Raw genomic sequence first — 19,650 nt, 5'->3', positions numbered from 1 at the left:
GACGGACGCCCCGGGAGACGATCTTGAGCCGATTCACCGCGTGGATCCGTGCGCGCAAATCGATCGCCTCGGGCACCTCCATCGCGGTGCTCGCGGGCGTGCCGCTGGGGTTCGCGGTGCTGCATCAGGGCTACCCCGTCACCGATCCCGAGCTGCATGCGCGAGAGGTCTGGGTGACGAACGCCGAAGACCTGCTCGCGGGCCGGCTGAACCGGCAGATCGAAGAGCTCGACGCGGCCGTGTCGACCGCATCGAACGAGATCGACGTGTTCCAGAACGGCAGCGACGCGTTCGTCTACGACCCGGGCGTGGGGTCGATCGAGCGCATCGACCCGTCGTTCACGACGCTTGTCGAGCGCATCGACGTTCCCCCGGCTTCGCAGATCGCGTACGGCGGCGACGTGCTGGCCGTGCTGTCGCCGAAGGGCGAGCTCTGGACCGTCGCCGCGGGCGACCAACTGTCGTTCGACTGGCGTGGCAGCGACCCGATCGCCGAGCTCGGCGGCGAAGGACGCGTCGCGGTCAGCCCGAAGGGCACGGTGTTCGCGACCGCCGAGGGCGGTTCGACGCTGCTGCGGTTCGAGCGCGGCGCCGACAAGCCTCAGCAGAGTGCGGTGCCCAAGCTCAGCGGGCACCAGCTCGCGGCGGTCGGCGAGCGCGCGGTCGTGTTCGATGAGGAGTCGAACACCCTCATCGTCGACGACCGCTCGATCGAGCTTCCCGACGGCGGGCTTCGGCTGCAGCAGTCGGGCGCCGACCACGAGGCCGCCTACGTCGCCACGGCTGCCGGCCTGCTCGAGGTGCCGCTCGGCGGCGGCGAGGTGCGAGAGCTCGAGAACGGGGCACCGGGGTCGACGACGAACGCGGCGGATGTCGCGGCGCCGGTGCAACTCGCCGGCTGCGTGCACGGCGCGTGGGCCGAGACCGGCCGCTACCTCGCCGCATGCGGCGGCGCCGAGCCGACGCTGCTCGACATCGAGCAGCCCACCGGCGGGTCGCGCCTCGAGTTCCGCGTCAACCGCGACGTCATCGTGCTGAACAACCTCACCAACGGCAACGCGTGGCTCGTCGACTCCGATCTGCGGCTCGTCGACAACTGGGAGGAGGTGACCCCTCCCGAAGAGAGCGAAGAGGAGGAGGGCGAGGAGAAGAGCTCGCAGCAGACCTTCGAAGACACGCTCGCCGAGCGCACCGACCAGAACCGGCCGCCGCTCGCCCGCGACGACGAGTACGGCGTGCGCCCGGGCCGCACCACGATCCTCGAGGTGCTCGAGAACGACACCGACCCCGACGGCGATGTGCTCACGGTCGCCTCGACGACCGACGTGTCCGAGGCCTCGGGCAAGCTCGAGCTCATCGACGGCGGGCGTGCGCTGCAGTTCTCGCCGGCCGAGGGCGCGGCAGGCTCGGTGTCGTTCCGGTACTCGGTCGACGACGGCCGCGCGGGCGTGGCCGAGGCATCCGTCAACGTGCGCATCGTTCCCGAATCCGAGAACGCGGCGCCCGTCTCGATCCGCTCGGGCGCCGTGAGCGTCGAGCAGGGCCAGAAGATCTCATACAACGTGCTCGCCGACTGGAACGACCCCGACGGTGACGACCTCTACCTCGTGAACGCGTCTCCGACCGGCGGTGACTCCGTGCGGTCGAGCCCCGACGGGTTCCTCACCTTCGAGCACAAGTCGGCCGAGCTCGGCCTCAAAGAGGTGAAGTTCACGGTCAGCGACGGCCAGACGACCGCCGCCGGCACCCTCATCGTCGAGGTGAAACCGGCCGGTTCGCTCAACCCCATCGGCACGCCCGACTTCGCCCAGGTGTTCGTCGGCGAGACCGAGCTCCTCGAGCCCCTCGCCAACGACCTGTCACCCTCGGGCGCTGCGCTCGAACTGCTCGGCGTCGAAGGCGTGCCCGACGGGGCATCCGTCACGCCGAACCTCGAACGCGGCACGATCGCGTTCTCGAGCGGCGATCCGGGCGAGTACATCTTCCTCTACAACCTCGGCGCCGGTGCCACCGTGAGCGTCGGCCTGCTGCGCGTGCAGGTGACCGAACCGCCCGAGGCCGCTCCCGCGCCGATCGCCGTGAAGGACACGGCATACCTGCGACCCGGTGAACCGCTGTCGGTGCCCGTGCTCGCCAACGACGTGTCGCCGTCGGGCCGGGTGCTCGCCGTGCAATCGATCGACGACACCGCGACTGAAGGACTGGTGTCGGTCGAGATCCTGACGAACACCGTGACGCGGGTGACCGCGTCGGCAGCCCTCGACCGGCAGTTGCAGTTCGCGTACACCGTCTCCGACGGCGTCAACTCGTCGACCGCGACCGTCACGGTCGTGCCGGTGCCGCCCCTGGTGAAGCACCAGCCGCCGGTGGCGATCAACGACGGTGTCAACGTGCGAGCCGGCGACATCGTGACCGTGCCGGTGCTCGCCAACGACTACCACCCCGATGCGGCCGCGCTGCACGTGCTGCCCGACCTCGCCGACACCGACGAGCTGGCGGGCCTCGCGTTCGTCGACGGCGACATGGTGCGCTACCAGGCGCCCGAGGAGCCCGGCGTCCACACCGCGGTGTACACGATCGGTGACGACTTCGAGCAGACGGCGCGCGCGACCGTGAGTTTCACGGTGGTCGCGCGCGATGCCGGCGAGAACCGCGCACCGCTGCCCACGCCGCTCACCTCGCGCACGTTCGCCGGGTCGGCGGTCAAGATCGACGTGCCGCTCGACGGTCTCGATCCCGATGGTGACTCGGTCATGCTCACGGGCATCACCGTCGCCCCGAATCTCGGTCGCGTGATCGAGCGAACGAGCACCTCGTTCACGTACGAGGCGTTCTCGGGCTCCGCCGGCACCGACGAGTTCTCCTATGAGCTGCGCGACACGCTCGGCGCCACCGCGACCGGCACGATCCGCATCGGCGTGATCCCGCGTCCGGCTGTGCAGCTGCCCCCGAAGGCCGTCGACGACTCGATCGAGATGAAGCCGGGGCGCACCGCATCGGTCGAGGTGCTGCTCAACGACTCCGATCCGAGCGGGTTCCAGCTCCACGTCGCCGACCTGCCCGAAGTCGACGAGGGGATCTCGGCCGAGATCCGCGACCGTCGACGGGTCGTGGTCGAGGCGCCCGACGCCGAAGGCGCCTACACGATCCGTTACGAGATCTCCAACGGCCACGGCGGTGCCGACACGGCGTTCCTGCAGGTCGCGGTCACCGAAGACGCCGTGATCCTGCCGCCGACCGCCGAAGACCAGGTCATCGAACCCGAGCAGGTCGTCGACGACACGCCCATCACGGTCGGTCCGCTGAACGACGCCACGAATCCCGGCGGCCTCGTCGAAGACCTCGCCGTCACCGTCGAGGGCCCGAACGCCGACCGCGCCGAGGTGCACGCCGACGGCACGATCGACGTGACGCCCGGTCGCCAGCGCTTCGCGGTCGCCTACCGGCTGACGAACGAGCTCGACGACCTCGATGCGATGGCGTTCGTGATCGTGCCGCCCGTGCCGAGTGGCGAAGACGAGCCGGTCGTCGAAGAGACGCAGAAGCCGAAGACCCCTGAGGAGCTCGCCGCCGAAGAGCGTGCAAAGTTCCCCGCACCGTTCCTCAAGGACATCGGCCAGGTCATCGTGCCGATGAACGGGCAGATCGAGTGGAGCGTCTCCGACCTCGTCGAGGTGCCGTCGGGCAAACCGGCCCTCGTCCTGACGGCGTCGTCGACCAACGCCCGCGAACCGGCTTTGGTCGACGGAACGACCCTGCGGTACGCACCCGCCCAGGACTATCGCGGAGAGGCGTCGATGACCTTCGAGGTCACCGACGGTGCGAACGCCGCCGACCCGATCGGGCGCAAGGCGCTGCTCACGATCCCGATCACCGTCGGCGACCCCGACTTCAACGACACGCCGCCGACATTCACCCCACGCTCCGAGACGCTCGAGGCCGGTGAGGCGCCGATCGAGCTCGACCTGCGCTCGTCGAGCGACCAGCCGAACCCCGACAACATCGAGCGCATCACCTACACGAACCTCGCCGGCATGACGGGTGACATCACCGCCGAGATCGTCGACGGCGCCACGCTGCGCGTGTCGTCGCCGCTCGGCGTGCAACCCGGCGCTGCGACGCGACTCACGTTCGACGTGAGCTTCAACGAGTTCACGGTGCCCGGCTACGTCGACGTCAAGGTCGTCTCGTCGACCCGTGCACTGCCGAAGGCGAACGACGACGGCCCCGTGTACATGCAGCGTGGTGAGACGAGCGACGTCGACGTGCTCGCGAACGACTTCAACCCGTTCGAGCAAGACGGAGTGCCGTTGCGCGTCGTCGCCGCGGCGATCGACCAGGTCGACGTCGGGTCGAACGCGTCGGTGAGCTTCACCGAGACCGGCATCACGGTGCGCACGGGTGCGGCGTTCACGGGCACGCTCAGCGTGATCTACCGCATCCAAGACGGCACGAAGGATGCCGCCCGCGAGACCCAGGGCCGCGTCACGGTCGTCGTGCGCGACGAGCCCGACGCACCGAACGCCCCGGTGGTCTCAGCGGCCGCGGGTACTGCGACCGTGCGCTGGGGTGCGCCGGCGACCAACAATTCGCCGATCACCCGGTACGAAGTGCAGTGGAACGGCGGCTCGCAGATGTTCGACGCCTCGGCGGTGGGCGTCGACCAGACCATCCGCGGACTCACCAACGGCACGACCTATCGATTCACCGTTCGCGCCGAGAACGGCATCGGGTGGAGCGCGCCATCGGGCGGTACGTCGGCGACGCCGTACGGGCGCCCGAGCGAGCCGCGCAGCCTCAGTGCGAACGCCGCCGGATACGCCCCCACGACCGTGAACGTCGACTGGAACGCCCCGAGCGACACCGGCGGCGGTGGCGTGCGCTACGAGGCGCGCATCGCGGGCGGCAACTGGAAGGACGTGAGCGGCACGTCCACCTCGTTCGGCGGCATCGGCGCGGGCACGCACCGTGTCGACGTGCGTGCCGTGAACAACAACGGCGGCGGAACGAGCGGCGTCGCGTCGGTCAACGTGGGCGTGCAGAACGCCCCGCCGCCGGTGCCTTCGGGATCGATCGGCAAGGGCGGAAGCCAGGCGTGCGACAGCGGCGGGGGCGGGTGCGCGAACGTGCGCATCACGTGGACGGATATGGATCCGGGCACGTACCGCGTGTATGCGACGGTCAACGGAGCCGGCGTCGGCAGCTACAGGGAGACCGTCACGATCGGCGCGAGTGGCAACAAGGAGCTCCAGAACCACCTCGGCAGGCGCCTGGCAGGGGAGACGATCGCGGTGCGCTTCGAGAACGTCAGCGGCGGCACCTCGCGCACCCTTGGTGCGATCAGCGGATCCCAGTGGAACAACATCGGCTACAACACGTGGTGAACACGCTCACCGACAGCCCTTCGAGCACAACCGACGACGAACGAGTGAACCTCTGACCCGATGATGCGACCCCGTGGGTTCGGCGGGCGGCGGTCGATCGCGACCGTCGCCTGCTTCGCGGTGCTCGTCGGAGGTCCGCTCGCCCTGGCCGTGTTGCATCAGGGGTTCCCGGTGACCGACCCTGAACTGCGCGCACGCGACGTGTGGGTGACGAACGCGGAAGACCTCCTCGCGGGCCGTCTGAACCGCCAGATCGAAGAGCTCGACGCCGCCGTGGCCGTCGGCTCGAACGAGGTCGACGTGTTCCAGAACGGCGACCACGTATTCCTCTACGATCGCGCGGTCGGGGCCGTGGAACGCGTCGACCCCGCATTCACCACGCTCGATGAGCGCATCGACGTGCCGATCGGGTCGCAGCTCGCCTATGGCGGCGACACGATCGCGGTGCTCTCGCCGAAGGGCGAGATGTGGACGGTTCCCGCCGCGGGAGAGCTCGCATTCGACCCCGCCGCGGAACCGGTGCTCGAGCTCGGTGCCGACAGCAGGATCGCCGTGTCCTCCACCGGAACCGTGTTCGCGAGCGACCCCGGCGAGCGGCGCCTGCACACCCTCCGCATCGAGGCTGAGCCGACGTCGGTCGAAGTGCCGAAGCTCGGCGAGCACGAGCTCGCGGCGGTGGGCGACGATGCAGTCATCCTCGACACCGAGGCCGATCAGGTCGTCGTTCGAGGTCGATCGATCGATCTCCCACGGCCCGGCGTGCGGCTGCAGCAGAGCGGCCCCGCGTCGGAGGATGCCTGGGTCGCGACATCCGCCGGTCTGATCGCGGTGCCGCTCGACGGCGGCGCGGTGCGCATCGTGCCCGCCGACGACGCGGACGACGCCGACACCGACAGCCGCGGGCCCACTGACTCGGGATCGGTTGCGGCGCCCGTGCGAGTCGATTCCTGCACGCACGGGGCTTGGGCAGCCGCCGCCCGCTACCTCGCCGCGTGCGACGACGTCGCCGCGCGAGCCGTCGCGATCGACCAGCCGACCACGGCCGGTCGGCTCGAGTTCCGCGTGAACCGCGACGTCATCGCCCTCAACAACCTCACGAACGGCGACGCCTGGCTCGTCGAGTCCGACATGCGGCTGGTCGACAACTGGGAAGAGGTCACGCCGCCCGAAGAAGGCGACGACGAGGAGGGTGAGGAGCAGAGCTCGCAGCAGACGTTCGAAGACACGCTCGCCGAGCGCACCGACCAGAACCGGCCGCCGCTCGCCCGCGACGACGCCATGGGAGCGCGTCCGGGGCGCGCGACGATCCTCGACGTGCTCGCCAACGACACCGACCCCGACGGCGACGTGCTGGTCGTCGAAGGAGTACCCGAGCTCGCCGAGTCCGCGGGGCGCCTCGACGCGATCGACGGCGGACGCGCGCTGCAGTTCACGCCTTCCGACGGTTTCGTCGGCACCGCCTCGTTCCGGTACGGCCTCGACGATGGCCGGGGCGGCCTGGCCGAGGCATCCGTCGACGTTCGCGTCGTTCCCGTGAGCGAGAACGCGGCGCCGACCGCGCTGCGTGCCGCGGGCATCACCGTCGAGCAGGGGCAACGACTCGGCACCAACGTGCTCGTCGACTGGATCGATCCCGATGGTGACGACCTGTCGCTCGTGTCCGCATCGCCGGTCGGCGGCGACACCGTACGGTTCAGCCCCGACGGACAGGTCACCTTCGAGCACCGGTCGGGCACGCCCGGCGCGAAGGAGGTGCAGTACGTCGTCTCCGACGGCACCGTCACGGCGACCGGCACGCTCGCCGTCGAGGTCGCGCCGTCGGGGAGCCTGAACCCCGTCGGCACGCCCGACTTCGTGCAGGCGTTCACAGGCGAGACGGTCGAGATCGAACCGCTCGCCAACGACCTGTCTCCATCGGGCGCCGCACTCGCCCTCGCGAGCGTCGACGAGGTGTCGGCCGATGCTCGAGCCGTGCCCAACCCCGAGCGCGGCACGATCGCGTTCTCGAGCGGCGTGCCGGGCTCGTACCTGTTCCTTTACGACCTCGCGGCGGGACCGGCGGTGAGCAGGGGCCTCGTCCGCGTCGAGGTCGTCGAGGCACCCGATGACGTGCCGCCTCCGGTCGCGGTGAAGGACACGGCGTACCTGCGGCCGGGCGAGCCCGTCTCGGTGCCGTTGCTCGCCAACGACGTCTCGCCCTCGGGCCGGGTGCTCGCAGTGCAGGCCGTCGACGACACCGCCGCCGAGGGTCTCGTCTCGGTGGAGTTGCTCACCAACACCGTCGCCCGCGTCAGCACGACCGAGGCGCTCGACCGGCAGCTGCGGTTCGCGTACACGATCTCGGACGGCGTGAACACCGCGAGCTCCACGGTCACCGTCGTGCCGGTCACGCCCCTCGTGAAGCACCAGCCGCCGGTCGCCGTCGACGATGTCGTCACGGTGCGCGCCGGTGATATCGCGCGGGTCGACGTGCTGGGCAACGACCACCATCCGGATGCCGCGACCATGCACGTCGGCGCCGAACTGAGCGACGCGCTCGTCGGTGAAGGACTCGCGTTCGTCAGCGGCGATTTCGTGCGGTTCCAGGCGCCCGAGCAACCGGGGGAGTACTCGGTGGTCTACACCGTGGGCGACGACTTCGAGCAGCATTCCCGGGCCTCGGTGAGATTCCACGTCGTCGGCGACGAGACCGAGAACCGCGGCCCGATCCCGACGCCGTTGACCTCGCGCACGTTCTCGGGCTCCGCGGTGAAGATCGACGTGCCACTCGACGGGCTCGACCCCGACGGTGATTCGGTCGTGCTCACGGGCATCTCGACTCCGCCCTCGCTCGGCCGCATCATCGAGCGCACGAGCACGCAGATCACGTACGAGGCGCTCGTGGGCAGCGGCGGAACCGACACCTTCGGCTACGAGGTGCGCGACACCCGAGGCGAGACGGCGATCGGCACGGTGCGCATCGGGGTGATTCCACGGCCGGCGGTGCAGTCGCCACCGGCGGCGGTCGACGATGTCGTCGAGTTGCGGCCGGGGCGCACGGCGTCGATCGAGGTGCTGCTCAACGACTCCGACCCGAACGGGCATGCAATCGAGGTCGGCGACCTCGGCGACGTCGACGCCGGCCTCGGCGCCGAGGTGCACGACGACCGACGCATCGTGCTCACCGCGCCCGACCGCGAGGGAAGCTTCTCGTTCCGCTACGAGATCTCGAACGGGCACGGCGGTGTCGACTCGGCGTTCGTGCAGGTGACCGTGAGCGACGACGCCGTCATCGCGCCGCCGACCGCGGAAGACCAGGTCATCGAGCCCGAAGCGGTCGTCGCGGGCGAGGCGGTCAACGTGCGCCCTCTGAGCGACGCGACGAACCCCGGCGGACTCGTCGACGACCTGACCGTGCGGGTCGAGGGCCCGAACGCGTCGCGGGCCGTCGTGCATGACGACGGAAGCATCGACGTCGAGCCTGGCTCGAAGCGGTTCGCGGTCGCCTACCGAGTGACGAACGAGGTCGACGACCTGAGCGCCATGGCGTTCGTCGTCGTCCCCGCGGTGCCCGACGGGGACCGCCCCGCTGAACTCGAGGAGCGTGAGAAGACGCCGGAGGAACTGCTCGCCGAGGAGCGTGCGAAGTTCGCCGCGCCCCACCTCAAAGACGTCGGAGACGTCGTCGTCCCGATGAACGGCAGCATCGGGTGGGATGTCGCGGAGCTCGTCGAGGTGCCGAGCGGCAAGCCCGCCACGATCCTCGCCGCGACGGCGATGCGTGCCGAGTCGTCGCCGTTCGTCGACGCCGAGACCTTGCGCTTCGTTCCCGAGCGGGACTTCCGCGGCGAGGCATCCGTCAGCTTCGAGGTGACCGACGGCGACGGGCCGAGCGACCCGGCCGGGCGCCGCGCGATCCTGACGATCCCCATCACGGTCGGCGACCCGGGATTCCGTGACACCCCGCCGACGTTCACGCCGCGATCCGAGATCATCGAGGCGGGCGAGGCCCCGCTCGAGATCGACTTGCGAGCGTCGAGCGATCACCCGAATCCCGAGATCATCGACCGGCTCGAGTTCACCGGGCTCGATGGTGCGAGCTCCGATGTCGACGCTGCGATCATCGACGGCTCGATCCTGCGGGTCTCATCGCCGATCGGGGTGCAGCCAGGAAACGGCGTGCGGCTCAGCTTCGACGTCGGATTCGACGAGTTCTCGGTGCCGGGCTATGTCGATATCCGGGTCGTGTCGTCCACGCGGCCGAAGCCGCGGGCCGTCGACGACGGTCCGCGAGAGATGGTGCGCAGCGCGACGCTCGCGATCCCGGTGCTCGACAACGATGTCAACCCGTTCGACCCCGACCGGCCGCTGCGCGTGATCGGCGCCGAGATCGACTCGAGCGGGGTCGGATCGAGCGCCACGGTGTCGCACACGTCGTCTGGCATCACCGTGCGTACCGGGCCGATCTTCAGCGGCACCCTCAGCATCATCTACCGCATCGAGGACGCGACGAAGGATGTCGCGCGCCAGGCTCAGGGTCGAGTGACCGTGATCGTGCGAGACCGGCCCGATGCCCCGACGATCACCGGTGTCTCCGACGGCGACGGCACGGTGAACCTGACGTGGCGCGCGAACGCGTCGAACAATTCGCCGATCACCGGCTACACCGTGTCGTACGGCACCTCGAGCCGGGACTTCCCGGCCTCAGCAGACGGCGTGCCGCAGACGATCTCGGGGCTGTCGAACGGCAGCCCATACACCTTCAGGGTCACCGCGACGAACGACAAGGGAGTCTCCGAGCCGTCCGCAGCGAGCCGCACCGCGGTCCCCTTCGGCAAGCCGAGCGCACCCGCGAGCGCCCGTCTCGACGCGTCGAGCGACGGCTCAGGTCGCATCACGATCTCGTGGACCCCGCCGGCGTTCGACGGCGGTCGCCCCGTGACGGACTACAACTGGCGCATGACCCTGAACAGCACGATGAGCGGATCGACGCCCGACCTCGGCCACACCGGTTCGGCGGCCATCGGCGTTCCGCATCGCTTCGAGGTGCAGGCGTGCAACGCCCGCGCGTGCGGTGACTGGACGGCGTCGAACATCGCGACCGCGACGGCACCCTGGACGCCGACGAACCACACCGTCGTTGCGACGGCGGCGTGTCCCGAGCCCGACTCGACCTACAACAACCCGCCGACGAACCTCGACCTCGGGTGCACCATGAACCCGGCCGGGCGCATCCCCGCCGGCAGCGTCATCGACGCCGTCTGCCGCTCGCAGCGCAACGGATCCGACTGGTTCTACCTGCGGCACGAGTCGGGTGTGTACAACGGCTGGTTCATTCGCGCGAGCGACACGAACCGGGCCGGACGGAGCGTGGCAGATTGCTGAATCGCATCGAATGCGCGGTGGGGAGACGTCCCCATTCGGGGGACGGCAGGCGCCGTGTTAGCGTGATTCGCGCGTCGTCCGTGGCGCCGCGACCGCGCGGTGGGGGCCGACCGTGACTCCCGGTTCAAAATGAAGTCGTTCGGCGTGTCCGTCGCGCCGCCAGCATGAGGAGACAACGAACGTGGCAGTGACCCAAGAACAGGCGCAGTGGTTCCAGGACGCCTTCTCGAAGCTCGTCGACAACATCGACCAGGCGATCCTCGGCAAGCGCGAGGTCATCGAACTCGTCGTCACCGCGCTGCTCTCCGACGGCCACGTGCTGCTCGAGGACTTCCCGGGCACGGGCAAGACCGTGCTCGCGAAGGCGCTCGCCAACACCCTCGACGGCACGCACTCGCGCATCCAGTTCACGCCCGACCTGCTGCCCTCCGACGTCACCGGCGTCACGATCTACGACCAGGGCAAGGGACACTTCGAGTTCCATCGCGGCCCGATCTTCGCGTCGATCGTGCTGGCCGACGAGATCAACCGCGCGAGCCCGAAGACGCAGTCGTCGCTGCTCGAGGTCATGGAGGAGGGCCGGGTCACCGTCGACGGCGTGAGCTACGAGGTGGGCAGCCCGTTCATGGTGATCGCGACGCAGAACCCCGTCGAGCAGGCCGGAACCTACTCGCTGCCCGAGGCGCAGCTCGACCGCTTCCTCATCAAGACGTCGCTCGGCTACCCCGACCACGACACCGCCGTGACCCTGCTGCTCGACTCGGCGAACCGCGCGCGCGCATCGAAGGTCTCACCGATCATCGCGGCGAGCTCGGTGACGACGATGGCGCAGTTGGCCTCCGAGGTCTACGTCGACGCGGCGGTGCTCTCGTACCTCAACCACATCGTCGCCGCGACGCGCGCGCACAAGGACTCGTCGCTCGGCGTCAGCATGCGCGGGGCGCTCGCGCTCGCCCGCACGGTGAAGACGTGGGCGATCGCGCACGGCCGCACCTACGTGACCCCCGACGACGTTCGCGACCTCGCCGTGCCGGTGCTCGCGCACCGCATCATCGTCGACCCCGAGTCGGAGTTCGCGGGCGTCGCCGCGGAAGACATCGTCTCGGGCGTGCTCGTCGACGTCGCGCCGCCGGCCTACCGGGCGGCATGACGGCCGAGACCCGTGCGCCCCGAGTCCCCTCGCAGGCGCGCATCGCATTCCGTGCCGCCGGGCGAGCGGTCGCGGCATCCGCTCGCTCCATCGGCGGCCGTCTGGCGGCGACGGCGAAACGGGTGGCCCGGTGGTCTGCGCCGGTCACCGGCGTCGTCTCGACGACCGGATGGCTCGTGCTGGGGGCCGTCGTCGTATCGTTCACCCTCGCGTGGGGCTTCGGCTGGGTCGAGTTCGCGTTCCTGGGTGCGACTCTCGCGGCCGCGCTGCTCGTCTCGGTGCCGTTCGTCTTCGGTCGCATGCAGTACCGGGTCGACATCGCACTGCAGCCGAGCCGCGTGGTGGCCGGCGAACGGGCGCTCGGGCAGCTCGTGGTCGAGAACGTCGGCAGCGCGCCGTCGATCCCGTCGCGGCTCGAACTGCCGGTCGGTGCGGGGCTCGCGGAGTTCGTGATCCCCGCGATCGCACCGGCCGCGCAGCACGAAGAGCTCTTCGCGGTGCCGACCAACCGACGTGCCGTGATCGTGGCCGGGCCGGCGGCGTCGGTGCGCGGCGACCAGCTGGGGCTGCTGCGTCGCGTCGTGCGGTGGACCGATCCCGTCGAGCTCTTCGTGCACCCGGTCACCGCGAGGCTCCAGCCCTCGGCTGCGGGGCTCGTGCGCGACCTCGAGGGCGAGGTCACGAAGACGATCACCGACAACGACATCTCGTTCCATGCGCTGCGCGCGTACGAGCCCGGCGATGCCCTGCGCAACGTGCACTGGCGCACGTCGGCGCGCACCGGCCAGCTCATGGTGCGCCAGTACGAGGAGACCCGGCGGTCGCAGCTCGTGCTGGCCCAGTCGACCGAACGTTCGCACTACGCGTCCGACGACGAGTTCGAGCTCGGCGTCTCGGTGCTCGCCTCGCTCGGCGTCCAGGTCATCCGAGACGGAACACGCCTCGACGTCGTCACCGAGGGCCGCAAGCTGCGTACCGCGACGCCGACCGTGCTGCTCGACGACACCAGTCGCATCGAGGCGGTGAGCGGTGCGTTCGACTCGCTGCGGGAGTTCGTGCGCGACGGCACCAAGCGGCTCGCGGCCCCCAGCATCGCCATCGTCGTGGGCGGTTCGGCCGTGCCCCTCGCCGAGTTCCGATCGGTCGAGACGGTGTTCGGCCCCGACACGCAGATGCTCGCGTTCCGTGTCGAGGCCGGCGCCGCCTCGCGCATCGCGAGCATCGCGGGCACCACCGTCATCACCGTGGGGTCGCTCGCCGACCTGCAGCGACTCGTGCGGAGGGTTCGTCCGTGAGCCGGCTTCCCCGCACCGTCATCACCGACCTCATCGTGCTGTCGGTGCTCTCACTGCTCGGCATCGCCGGGTACGAGACGAGCTTCGGCGACCTCAACTTCCTCGTCGCGGCCGTGGCCGGCATCGTCATCGGCACCGCCGCAGCCGTAGTCGGATCGCTGCTGCGACTCGGAGTCCTGACGACCGTGCTGCTGGGCCTGGCCGTCTACTTCGTGCTCGGCACGCCGTTCACGATGCCCGACCTGGCGCTGTTCGGCGTTCTGCCGAGCCTCGCGTCGCTCACCGGGCTCGCGCTCGGCGCGGTGTACGGCTGGGCCGATATCGTCACCATCGGCACACCCGTCGAGGCGCCCTACTACATCGCCGCGGTGCCGTACTTCGCCGCCTGGCTCGTCTCGATCGTCGGCGCGATGCTCGTCATCCGCTGGCTGCCGAAGCGCCGCACGGTGCTGCGCTCGAGTGTGCTGCTCATCGGCCCGGTACTGCTCTACCTCTCGGGCATCCTGCTCGGCACCGACGAGGCGTACCTCGCCGGCGTGCGCGGGGTCGCGTTCGCGACCATCGCCCTCGTCTGGCTCGCCTGGCGCCGCGGCGCCGATGTCGAGGCGAGCGGCGACGGCGCGAAGCGCCTGCGAGCGCAGAAGCTGCGCGGGTCGGCAGTCGTCGTCGCGGGGGCCGTCGCGATCGGGGCCGTGGCCGGATTCGCGGTGGCACCGGTCGCGCCCGAGCGCTTCGTGCTGCGCGACGAGATCGTGCCGCCGTTCGATCCCCTCGAGTTCCCGAGCCCGCTCGCCGGGTTCCGCAATTACACGAAGGACCTCGCCGAGGAGCCGCTCTTCACCGCGACCGGGCTCGAGCCGGGCGACACCGTGCGGCTCGCCGCGATGGATTCGTACACCGGTCGGCTGTGGAGCGTGGCCGGCCCCGGGGCATCCGCCGCCGACGGCGGCTACGCGATCGTCGGCGAGACGCTGCCCGAGCCAGACCTCGCGACCCTCGGCAGCTCACGTGAGGTCGAGATCTCGGTCGAGGGGTACGGTGACGTCTGGCTGCCCACGGTCGGGTACGGGTCCTCGCTGCGGCTCCTCGACGACACCACCGCGGATCGTGGGGGAGACCTGCGGTACAACGCGGCCGCCGGCACGGCGGTGCTGACGAGCGGCATCGGCGAGGGCGCCCGGTACCGACTCGAGGCGCGGGTTCAGCGGGAGCCCGACACCGAGCAGCTCATCGACACCCCGGTCGCGTCGCTCGACCTCACGCCCGTCGAGAACCTGCCCGACGTCGTCGCGGCGAAGGCCGAGGAGTACGCGGGCGAGGCGACGAGCCCCATCGAGCAGCTGCGCAACATCGAGCGGTCGCTGAAGACCAACGGATTCCTCAGCCACGGCCTCGCCTCCGATTCGGTCGCCTCGCGCGCCGGGCACGGCGCCGACCGCCTCATCGAGCTGTTCACGCGCACCCAGATGGTCGGCGACGAAGAGCAGTACGCGGCGGCGATGGCCCTGATGGCACGTCACCTCGGCTACCCGTCACGGGTGGTCATGGGGTTCGCGCCCGAGATCGCCGAGGGTGACGACGAGGTCGAAGTGCTGGGGGCCGACGTCACGGCGTGGGTCGAGGTGCCGTTCGAGGGCGTCGGGTGGATCTCGTTCCGGCCGACCCCCGACCAGGTCGACGTGCCGCAGGAGCAGACGCCGAAGCCGAAGTCCGAGCCCCAGCCGCAGGTGCGACAGCCCCCGCGATCCGAGCACGTCGAGGACGAACTGCTGACGACGGTCGAGATCGACGAGACCGACGACGAGGATCGCGATCGTCCGTTCCAGGTCCCGGCGTGGGTGTGGGTCACGGCCGTCGTCGTCGGCATCCCCGCCGCGATCGTGCTGCTGCCGTTGTTGTTCGTCGCCCTCGCCAAGCGGCGACGTCGCGCGAAGCGACGCAGTGGCCCGAATGATCGCGGTGCCGCAGGCGCGTGGGACGAACTCGTCGACCGGTACGCCGAGCTCGGGTTCGAGCCGCCCTCGAAGGCGACGCGCCTGCAGACCGCGCACGAGCTCGATCGCCAGCTCGTCGAGCAGGGCGTCGGCACAGCGACCGATGAGGGCCGGCCCCTGCGCCTGACAGCGCTGGCGGCGACGATCGATGGCGATGTCTTCGATGGTGAGTCGGTGAGCGATGAGGCGGTCGCGAAGCGGTGGACCGAAGCGGATGCCGCGGGCCACGCGGTCTCGGCCGCGGTCGGTCGCGTGCGCAGGATCGTCGCCCGATACCGGCTGCGTTCGCGGCGGTAGAGTGGTGGCGTGGTTGCGCCGGACTTCATCGTCCCCCCTCCGGGGCTCATCCCGAACGCGCCCGAACCGGCGACGCCGCCGACATCGACCGAGCCCGAGCGCACGGTCCGCGCGCCCGCGCGGGTGCTGCCGACCTTCACCCCCGTGCCCGCCGGCCCGCCAGCACCGACCCCAGCGGCATCCGCTTCGCCCGGCCCGTTCCGGCTGACCGGACCGGGAGGATTCGAGGTGCTGCTGACCCTGCCGATCGTGATCGGGCGCGACCCGGTCGCGGCCGGCGCTCACGCCGATGCCAGGCCGATCTCGGTCGTCGACCCGGCCCGCTCGGTCTCCAAGACCCACGCCGCCATCGACGCCCGCAACGGCGTCGTGACGGTCATCGACCTGCACTCGACCAACGGTGTTCGAGTGCAGCCACCCTCTGGCGCGCTCGTCGAGTCGTCGCCGGGCACGCCAACCGAAGTGGTCGACGGATCGACCCTGTACCTCGGCGAGCTCGGCCTGCGCGTGGACCGCCTCTCGATCGGCACGGTGTAACCTGAAGAGGTGCGCGTGCCACGACTTCTGCTTCGTCGCCGCGGCGGGGCTTCACTCTGAGGCCATCCCCGTCGCGGAGTCCGTCGTCGGCTGAACCGAGAACCTGAGGAAGACGAACGCATGAACGCACCCATCGACAGCGCTACGACCGCGCGGCCGCGCACCCTGGCCGAGAAGGTGTGGGACGCCCATCTCGTGAAGAAGGGCGAAGACGGCACCCCCGACCTGATCTACATCGACCTCCACCTCGTGCACGAGGTCACGAGCCCGCAGGCCTTCGACGGCCTGCGCATGGCCGGGCGCCCGGTGCGTCGTCCCGATCTCACGATCGCGACCGAAGACCACAACACCCCGACGCTCGCGATCGACCAGCCGATCGCCGACCCCACGAGCCGCATCCAGATCGAGACCCTGCGTAAGAACGCCGCGGAGTTCGGCATCCGCCTGCACTCGCTCGGCGACAAAGAGCAGGGCATCGTGCACGTCGTCGGCCCGCAGCTGGGGCTCACCCAGCCGGGCATCACCGTCGTCTGCGGCGACTCGCACACCTCGACCCACGGCGCGTTCGGCGCCATGGCGTTCGGCATCGGCACGAGCGAGGTCGAGCACGTGCTCGCCACGCAGACCCTGCCGCTCAAGCCGTTCAAGACCATGGCGATCAACGTCGAGGGCACGCTGCGCCCGGGGGTCACGGCGAAGGACATCATCCTCGCGGTGATCGCGAAGATCGGCACGGGCGGCGGTCAGGGATACGTGCTCGAGTACCGCGGCAGCGCCATCCGCGCCCTCTCGATGGACGGCCGCATGACGATCTGCAACATGTCGATCGAGGCGGGGGCGCGCGCCGGCATGGTCGCGCCCGACGAGACGACCTACGCGTACCTGAAGGGCCGCGCGCACGCGCCCGAGGGCGACGACTGGGACGCCGCGGTCGAGCACTGGAACACGCTCGCAACCGATGAGGGCGCGAGCTTCGACGCCGAGGTGTCGATCGACGCCGACACGCTCGAGCCGTTCGTGACCTGGGGCACCAACCCCGGCCAGGGCGTCTCGCTCTCCGAGGCCGTGCCCGACCCGGCGACGATCGACGACCAGCACGAGCGCGCCGCCGCCGAGCGCGCGCTCGAGTACATGGACCTCGCCGCGGGCACCCCACTCAAGGACATCAAGGTCGACGCGGTCTTCATGGGCTCGTGCACGAACAGCCGCATCGAAGACCTTCGCGCGTTCGCCTCCATCATCAAGGGCAAGCAGAAGGCCGAGGGCGTGCGCGTCATGGTCGTGCCCGGCTCCGCGCGCGTGCGCCTCGAGGCCGAGGCCGAGGGGCTCGACAAGGTCATCACCGAGTTCGGCGCCGAGTGGCGCTTCGCGGGCTGCTCGATGTGCCTCGGAATGAACCCCGACCAGCTCGCACCGGGCGAGCGTTGCGCCTCGACGAGCAACCGCAACTTCGAGGGCCGGCAGGGCAAGGGCGGTCGCACGCACCTCGTCTCACCGCTCGTGGCGGCGGCGACGGCCATCCGCGGCACGCTGTCGAGCCCCTGGGACCTGGGTCTCGATACGGGCCCGGCGGCACACTCGACCACCGAAGGGGAGGGGCACTGACCATGGAGAAGGTCACCACCGTCACCGGCGGCGCCGTGCCGCTACGCCGTTCGAACGTCGACACCGACCAGATCATCCCCGCCGTGTTCCTGAAGCGGGTCACGAAGACCGGGTTCGACGACGCGCTCTTCCACGAGTGGCGCAAGGACCCGGAGTTCGTCTTGAACCGCCCCGAGCACCAGGGTGCGAAGATCCTCATCGCCGGCCCCGACTTCGGCACCGGTTCGAGCCGCGAACACGCCGTGTGGGCGCTTCGCGACTACGGCTTCGACGTCGTCGTGAGCTCGCGGTTCGGCGACATCTTCCGGGGCAACTCGGGCAAGCAGGGCCTGCTCGCGGCGCAGGTCGCGTACGAAGACGTCGAGCGGCTCTGGGAGGTCGTCGAGGCCGACCCGGGAATACCTGTGACCGTCGACCTTGTTGCACGAACGGTGAGCACAGGTACGCTCACGGTCGCCTTCGACATCGACGACTACACTCGGTGGAGGCTTCTCGAGGGTCTGGACGACATCGGACTCACCCTTCGAGACGAAGAGGCCATCGCCGAGTTCGAGACGCATCGGGCGGCGTGGCGGCCGAAGACGCTCCCCATCAGGGAGCCGGCAGAATCAGGGAGTCTGTGAACACACTCGTGGATGACGCGAAGCAGCACGGTTCGGCCGTGGGACTGTCCGTCGATCGCATCACGATCAACGGCGGCAAACCCCTCCGCGGGCGGATCGAGCTCAAGGGCGCGAAGAACCTCGTCACCAAGGCGATGGTCGCCGCGATCCTCGGCGACACCCCGAGCGTGCTGAAGGACGTTCCGAACATCAGCGACGTGCGCATCGTGCGCGGCCTGCTCGAGGTGCACGGCGTGACCGTCAGCGCGGGTGCCGAAGAAGGGGAGCTCATCCTCGATCCTTCAGCCGTCGAGACGGCGCACATGGCCGACATCGACGCGCACGCGGGTTCGAGCCGCATCCCGATCCTGTTCTGCGGTCCACTGCTGCACCGACTCGGCGAGGCGTTCATCCCCGACCTCGGCGGTTGCCGCATCGGCGACCGCCCGATCGACTACCACCTCGAGGTGCTGCGCAACTTCGGCGCCATCGTCGAGAAGCTCCCGAGCGGCATCCGCATGTCCGCGCCGACCGGGCTGCACGGCGCCAAGGTCTCGCTCCCGTACCCGAGCGTCGGCGCGACCGAGCAGGTGCTGCTCACGGCCGTGCTCGCCGACGGCATCACCGAGCTCTCGGGGGCGGCCATCGAGCCCGAGATCATGGATCTCATCAACATCCTGCAGAAGATGGGCGCGATCATCACGGTCGACACCGACCGGGTCATCCGCATCGAGGGCGTCGACAAGCTCGACGGCTACACGCACCGTGCCCTCTTCGACCGCAACGAGGCCGCCAGCTGGGCGGCCGCCGCGCTCGCGACCGACGGCGACATCTTCGTCGGCGGAGCCCGCCAGGCCGAGATGCTCACGTTCCTCAACGTCTTCCGCAAGGTCGGCGGTGCCTTCGAGATCGAGGAGGACGGCATCCGATTCTTCCATCCCGGCGGCGAACTGAAGCCCGTCATCATCGAGACCGATGTGCACCCGGGGTTCATGACCGACTGGCAGCAGCCGCTCGTGGTCGCGCTCACGAAGGCGCACGGCGTCTCGATCGTGCACGAGACGGTGTACGAGCAGCGATTCGGCTTCGTCGACGCCCTCGTCGACATGGGTGCGTCGATCGACGTGCACAAGGAATGCCTCGGGGCGGGGGCCTGCCGGTTCGGGCAGCGCAACTTCCAGCATTCCGCGGTGATCTCGGGGCCCTCGAAGCTCTCGGGCGCCGACATCGAGGTGCCCGACCTGCGCGGTGGCTTCAGCCACCTCATCGCGGCACTCACGGCCGAGGGCCGGTCGACGGTCTCGAACGTCGGAATCATCGCGCGCGGCTACGAGAACTTCATCACGAAGCTCGAGCTCCTCGGAGCAGACTTCGAGCTCGAAGCATAATAGGGGAGTGCCACACGACGACAAGTCTCAGAAC

General features: G+C 69.9%; 9 protein-coding genes. All 9 read left to right on the top strand.

Features of this window, described 5'->3' with window-relative positions:
• Positions 1–23 precede the first annotated feature (23 nt).
• The 9 genes from LSF15_RS05205 to murA all read left to right on the top strand — a co-directional run bounded on the left by LSF15_RS05205 (position 24) and on the right by murA (position 19,616).
• Positions 24–5,384: an Ig-like domain-containing protein gene (locus tag LSF15_RS05205; protein WP_232497450.1), complete on the top strand. Its 5,361-nt coding sequence runs from the start codon at positions 24–26 to the stop codon at positions 5,382–5,384.
• 60 nt (positions 5,385–5,444) lie between these two features.
• A complete protein-coding gene (locus tag LSF15_RS05200; RefSeq protein WP_232497449.1) occupies positions 5,445–10,748 on the top strand; it encodes an Ig-like domain-containing protein in 5,304 nt (1,767 codons plus the stop codon).
• A gap of 181 nt (positions 10,749–10,929) precedes the next feature.
• Positions 10,930–11,898 (top strand): AAA family ATPase, encoded by a 969-nt coding sequence (locus LSF15_RS05195; protein ID WP_232497448.1) that lies wholly within the window; start codon positions 10,930–10,932, stop codon positions 11,896–11,898.
• Positions 11,895–13,193 carry a DUF58 domain-containing protein gene (locus LSF15_RS05190; RefSeq protein WP_232497447.1) on the top strand — a complete coding sequence of 433 codons (1,299 nt, stop codon included), beginning with the start codon at positions 11,895–11,897 and terminating at the stop codon, positions 13,191–13,193. The genes LSF15_RS05195 and LSF15_RS05190 overlap by 4 nt, the downstream gene beginning before the upstream one ends.
• Positions 13,190–15,484, top strand: a complete 2,295-nt coding sequence (locus LSF15_RS05185; RefSeq protein WP_232497446.1) for a transglutaminase TgpA family protein — start codon at positions 13,190–13,192, stop codon at positions 15,482–15,484. The genes LSF15_RS05190 and LSF15_RS05185 overlap by 4 nt, the downstream gene beginning before the upstream one ends.
• Positions 15,485–15,493: 9 nt before the next feature.
• Complete coding sequence (locus LSF15_RS19005; RefSeq protein WP_232497445.1) at positions 15,494–16,021, top strand: FHA domain-containing protein; 528 nt, start codon at positions 15,494–15,496, stop codon at positions 16,019–16,021.
• A 120-nt stretch (positions 16,022–16,141) separates the two neighbouring features.
• Positions 16,142–17,626, top strand: coding sequence for a 3-isopropylmalate dehydratase large subunit (gene leuC / locus LSF15_RS05175; RefSeq protein ID WP_232497444.1), 1,485 nt, complete (start codon positions 16,142–16,144; stop codon positions 17,624–17,626).
• 2 nt (positions 17,627–17,628) lie between these two features.
• On the top strand, positions 17,629–18,249 hold the full coding sequence (leuD, locus tag LSF15_RS05170; protein WP_232497443.1) for a 3-isopropylmalate dehydratase small subunit: 621 nt from the start codon (positions 17,629–17,631) through the stop codon (positions 18,247–18,249).
• Complete coding sequence (murA, locus tag LSF15_RS05165) at positions 18,246–19,616, top strand: UDP-N-acetylglucosamine 1-carboxyvinyltransferase (RefSeq protein WP_232497442.1); 1,371 nt, start codon at positions 18,246–18,248, stop codon at positions 19,614–19,616. Before leuD ends, murA begins: the two co-directional genes overlap by 4 nt.
• Positions 19,617–19,650 lie beyond the last annotated feature (34 nt).

The organism is Agromyces humatus, from assembly GCF_021228295.1.
Classification (GTDB): Bacteria; Actinomycetota; Actinomycetes; order Actinomycetales; family Microbacteriaceae; genus Agromyces; species Agromyces humatus.
Note: the sequence above shows the minus strand (reverse complement) of the source record. Positions and strands in the feature narration are given on the sequence as shown.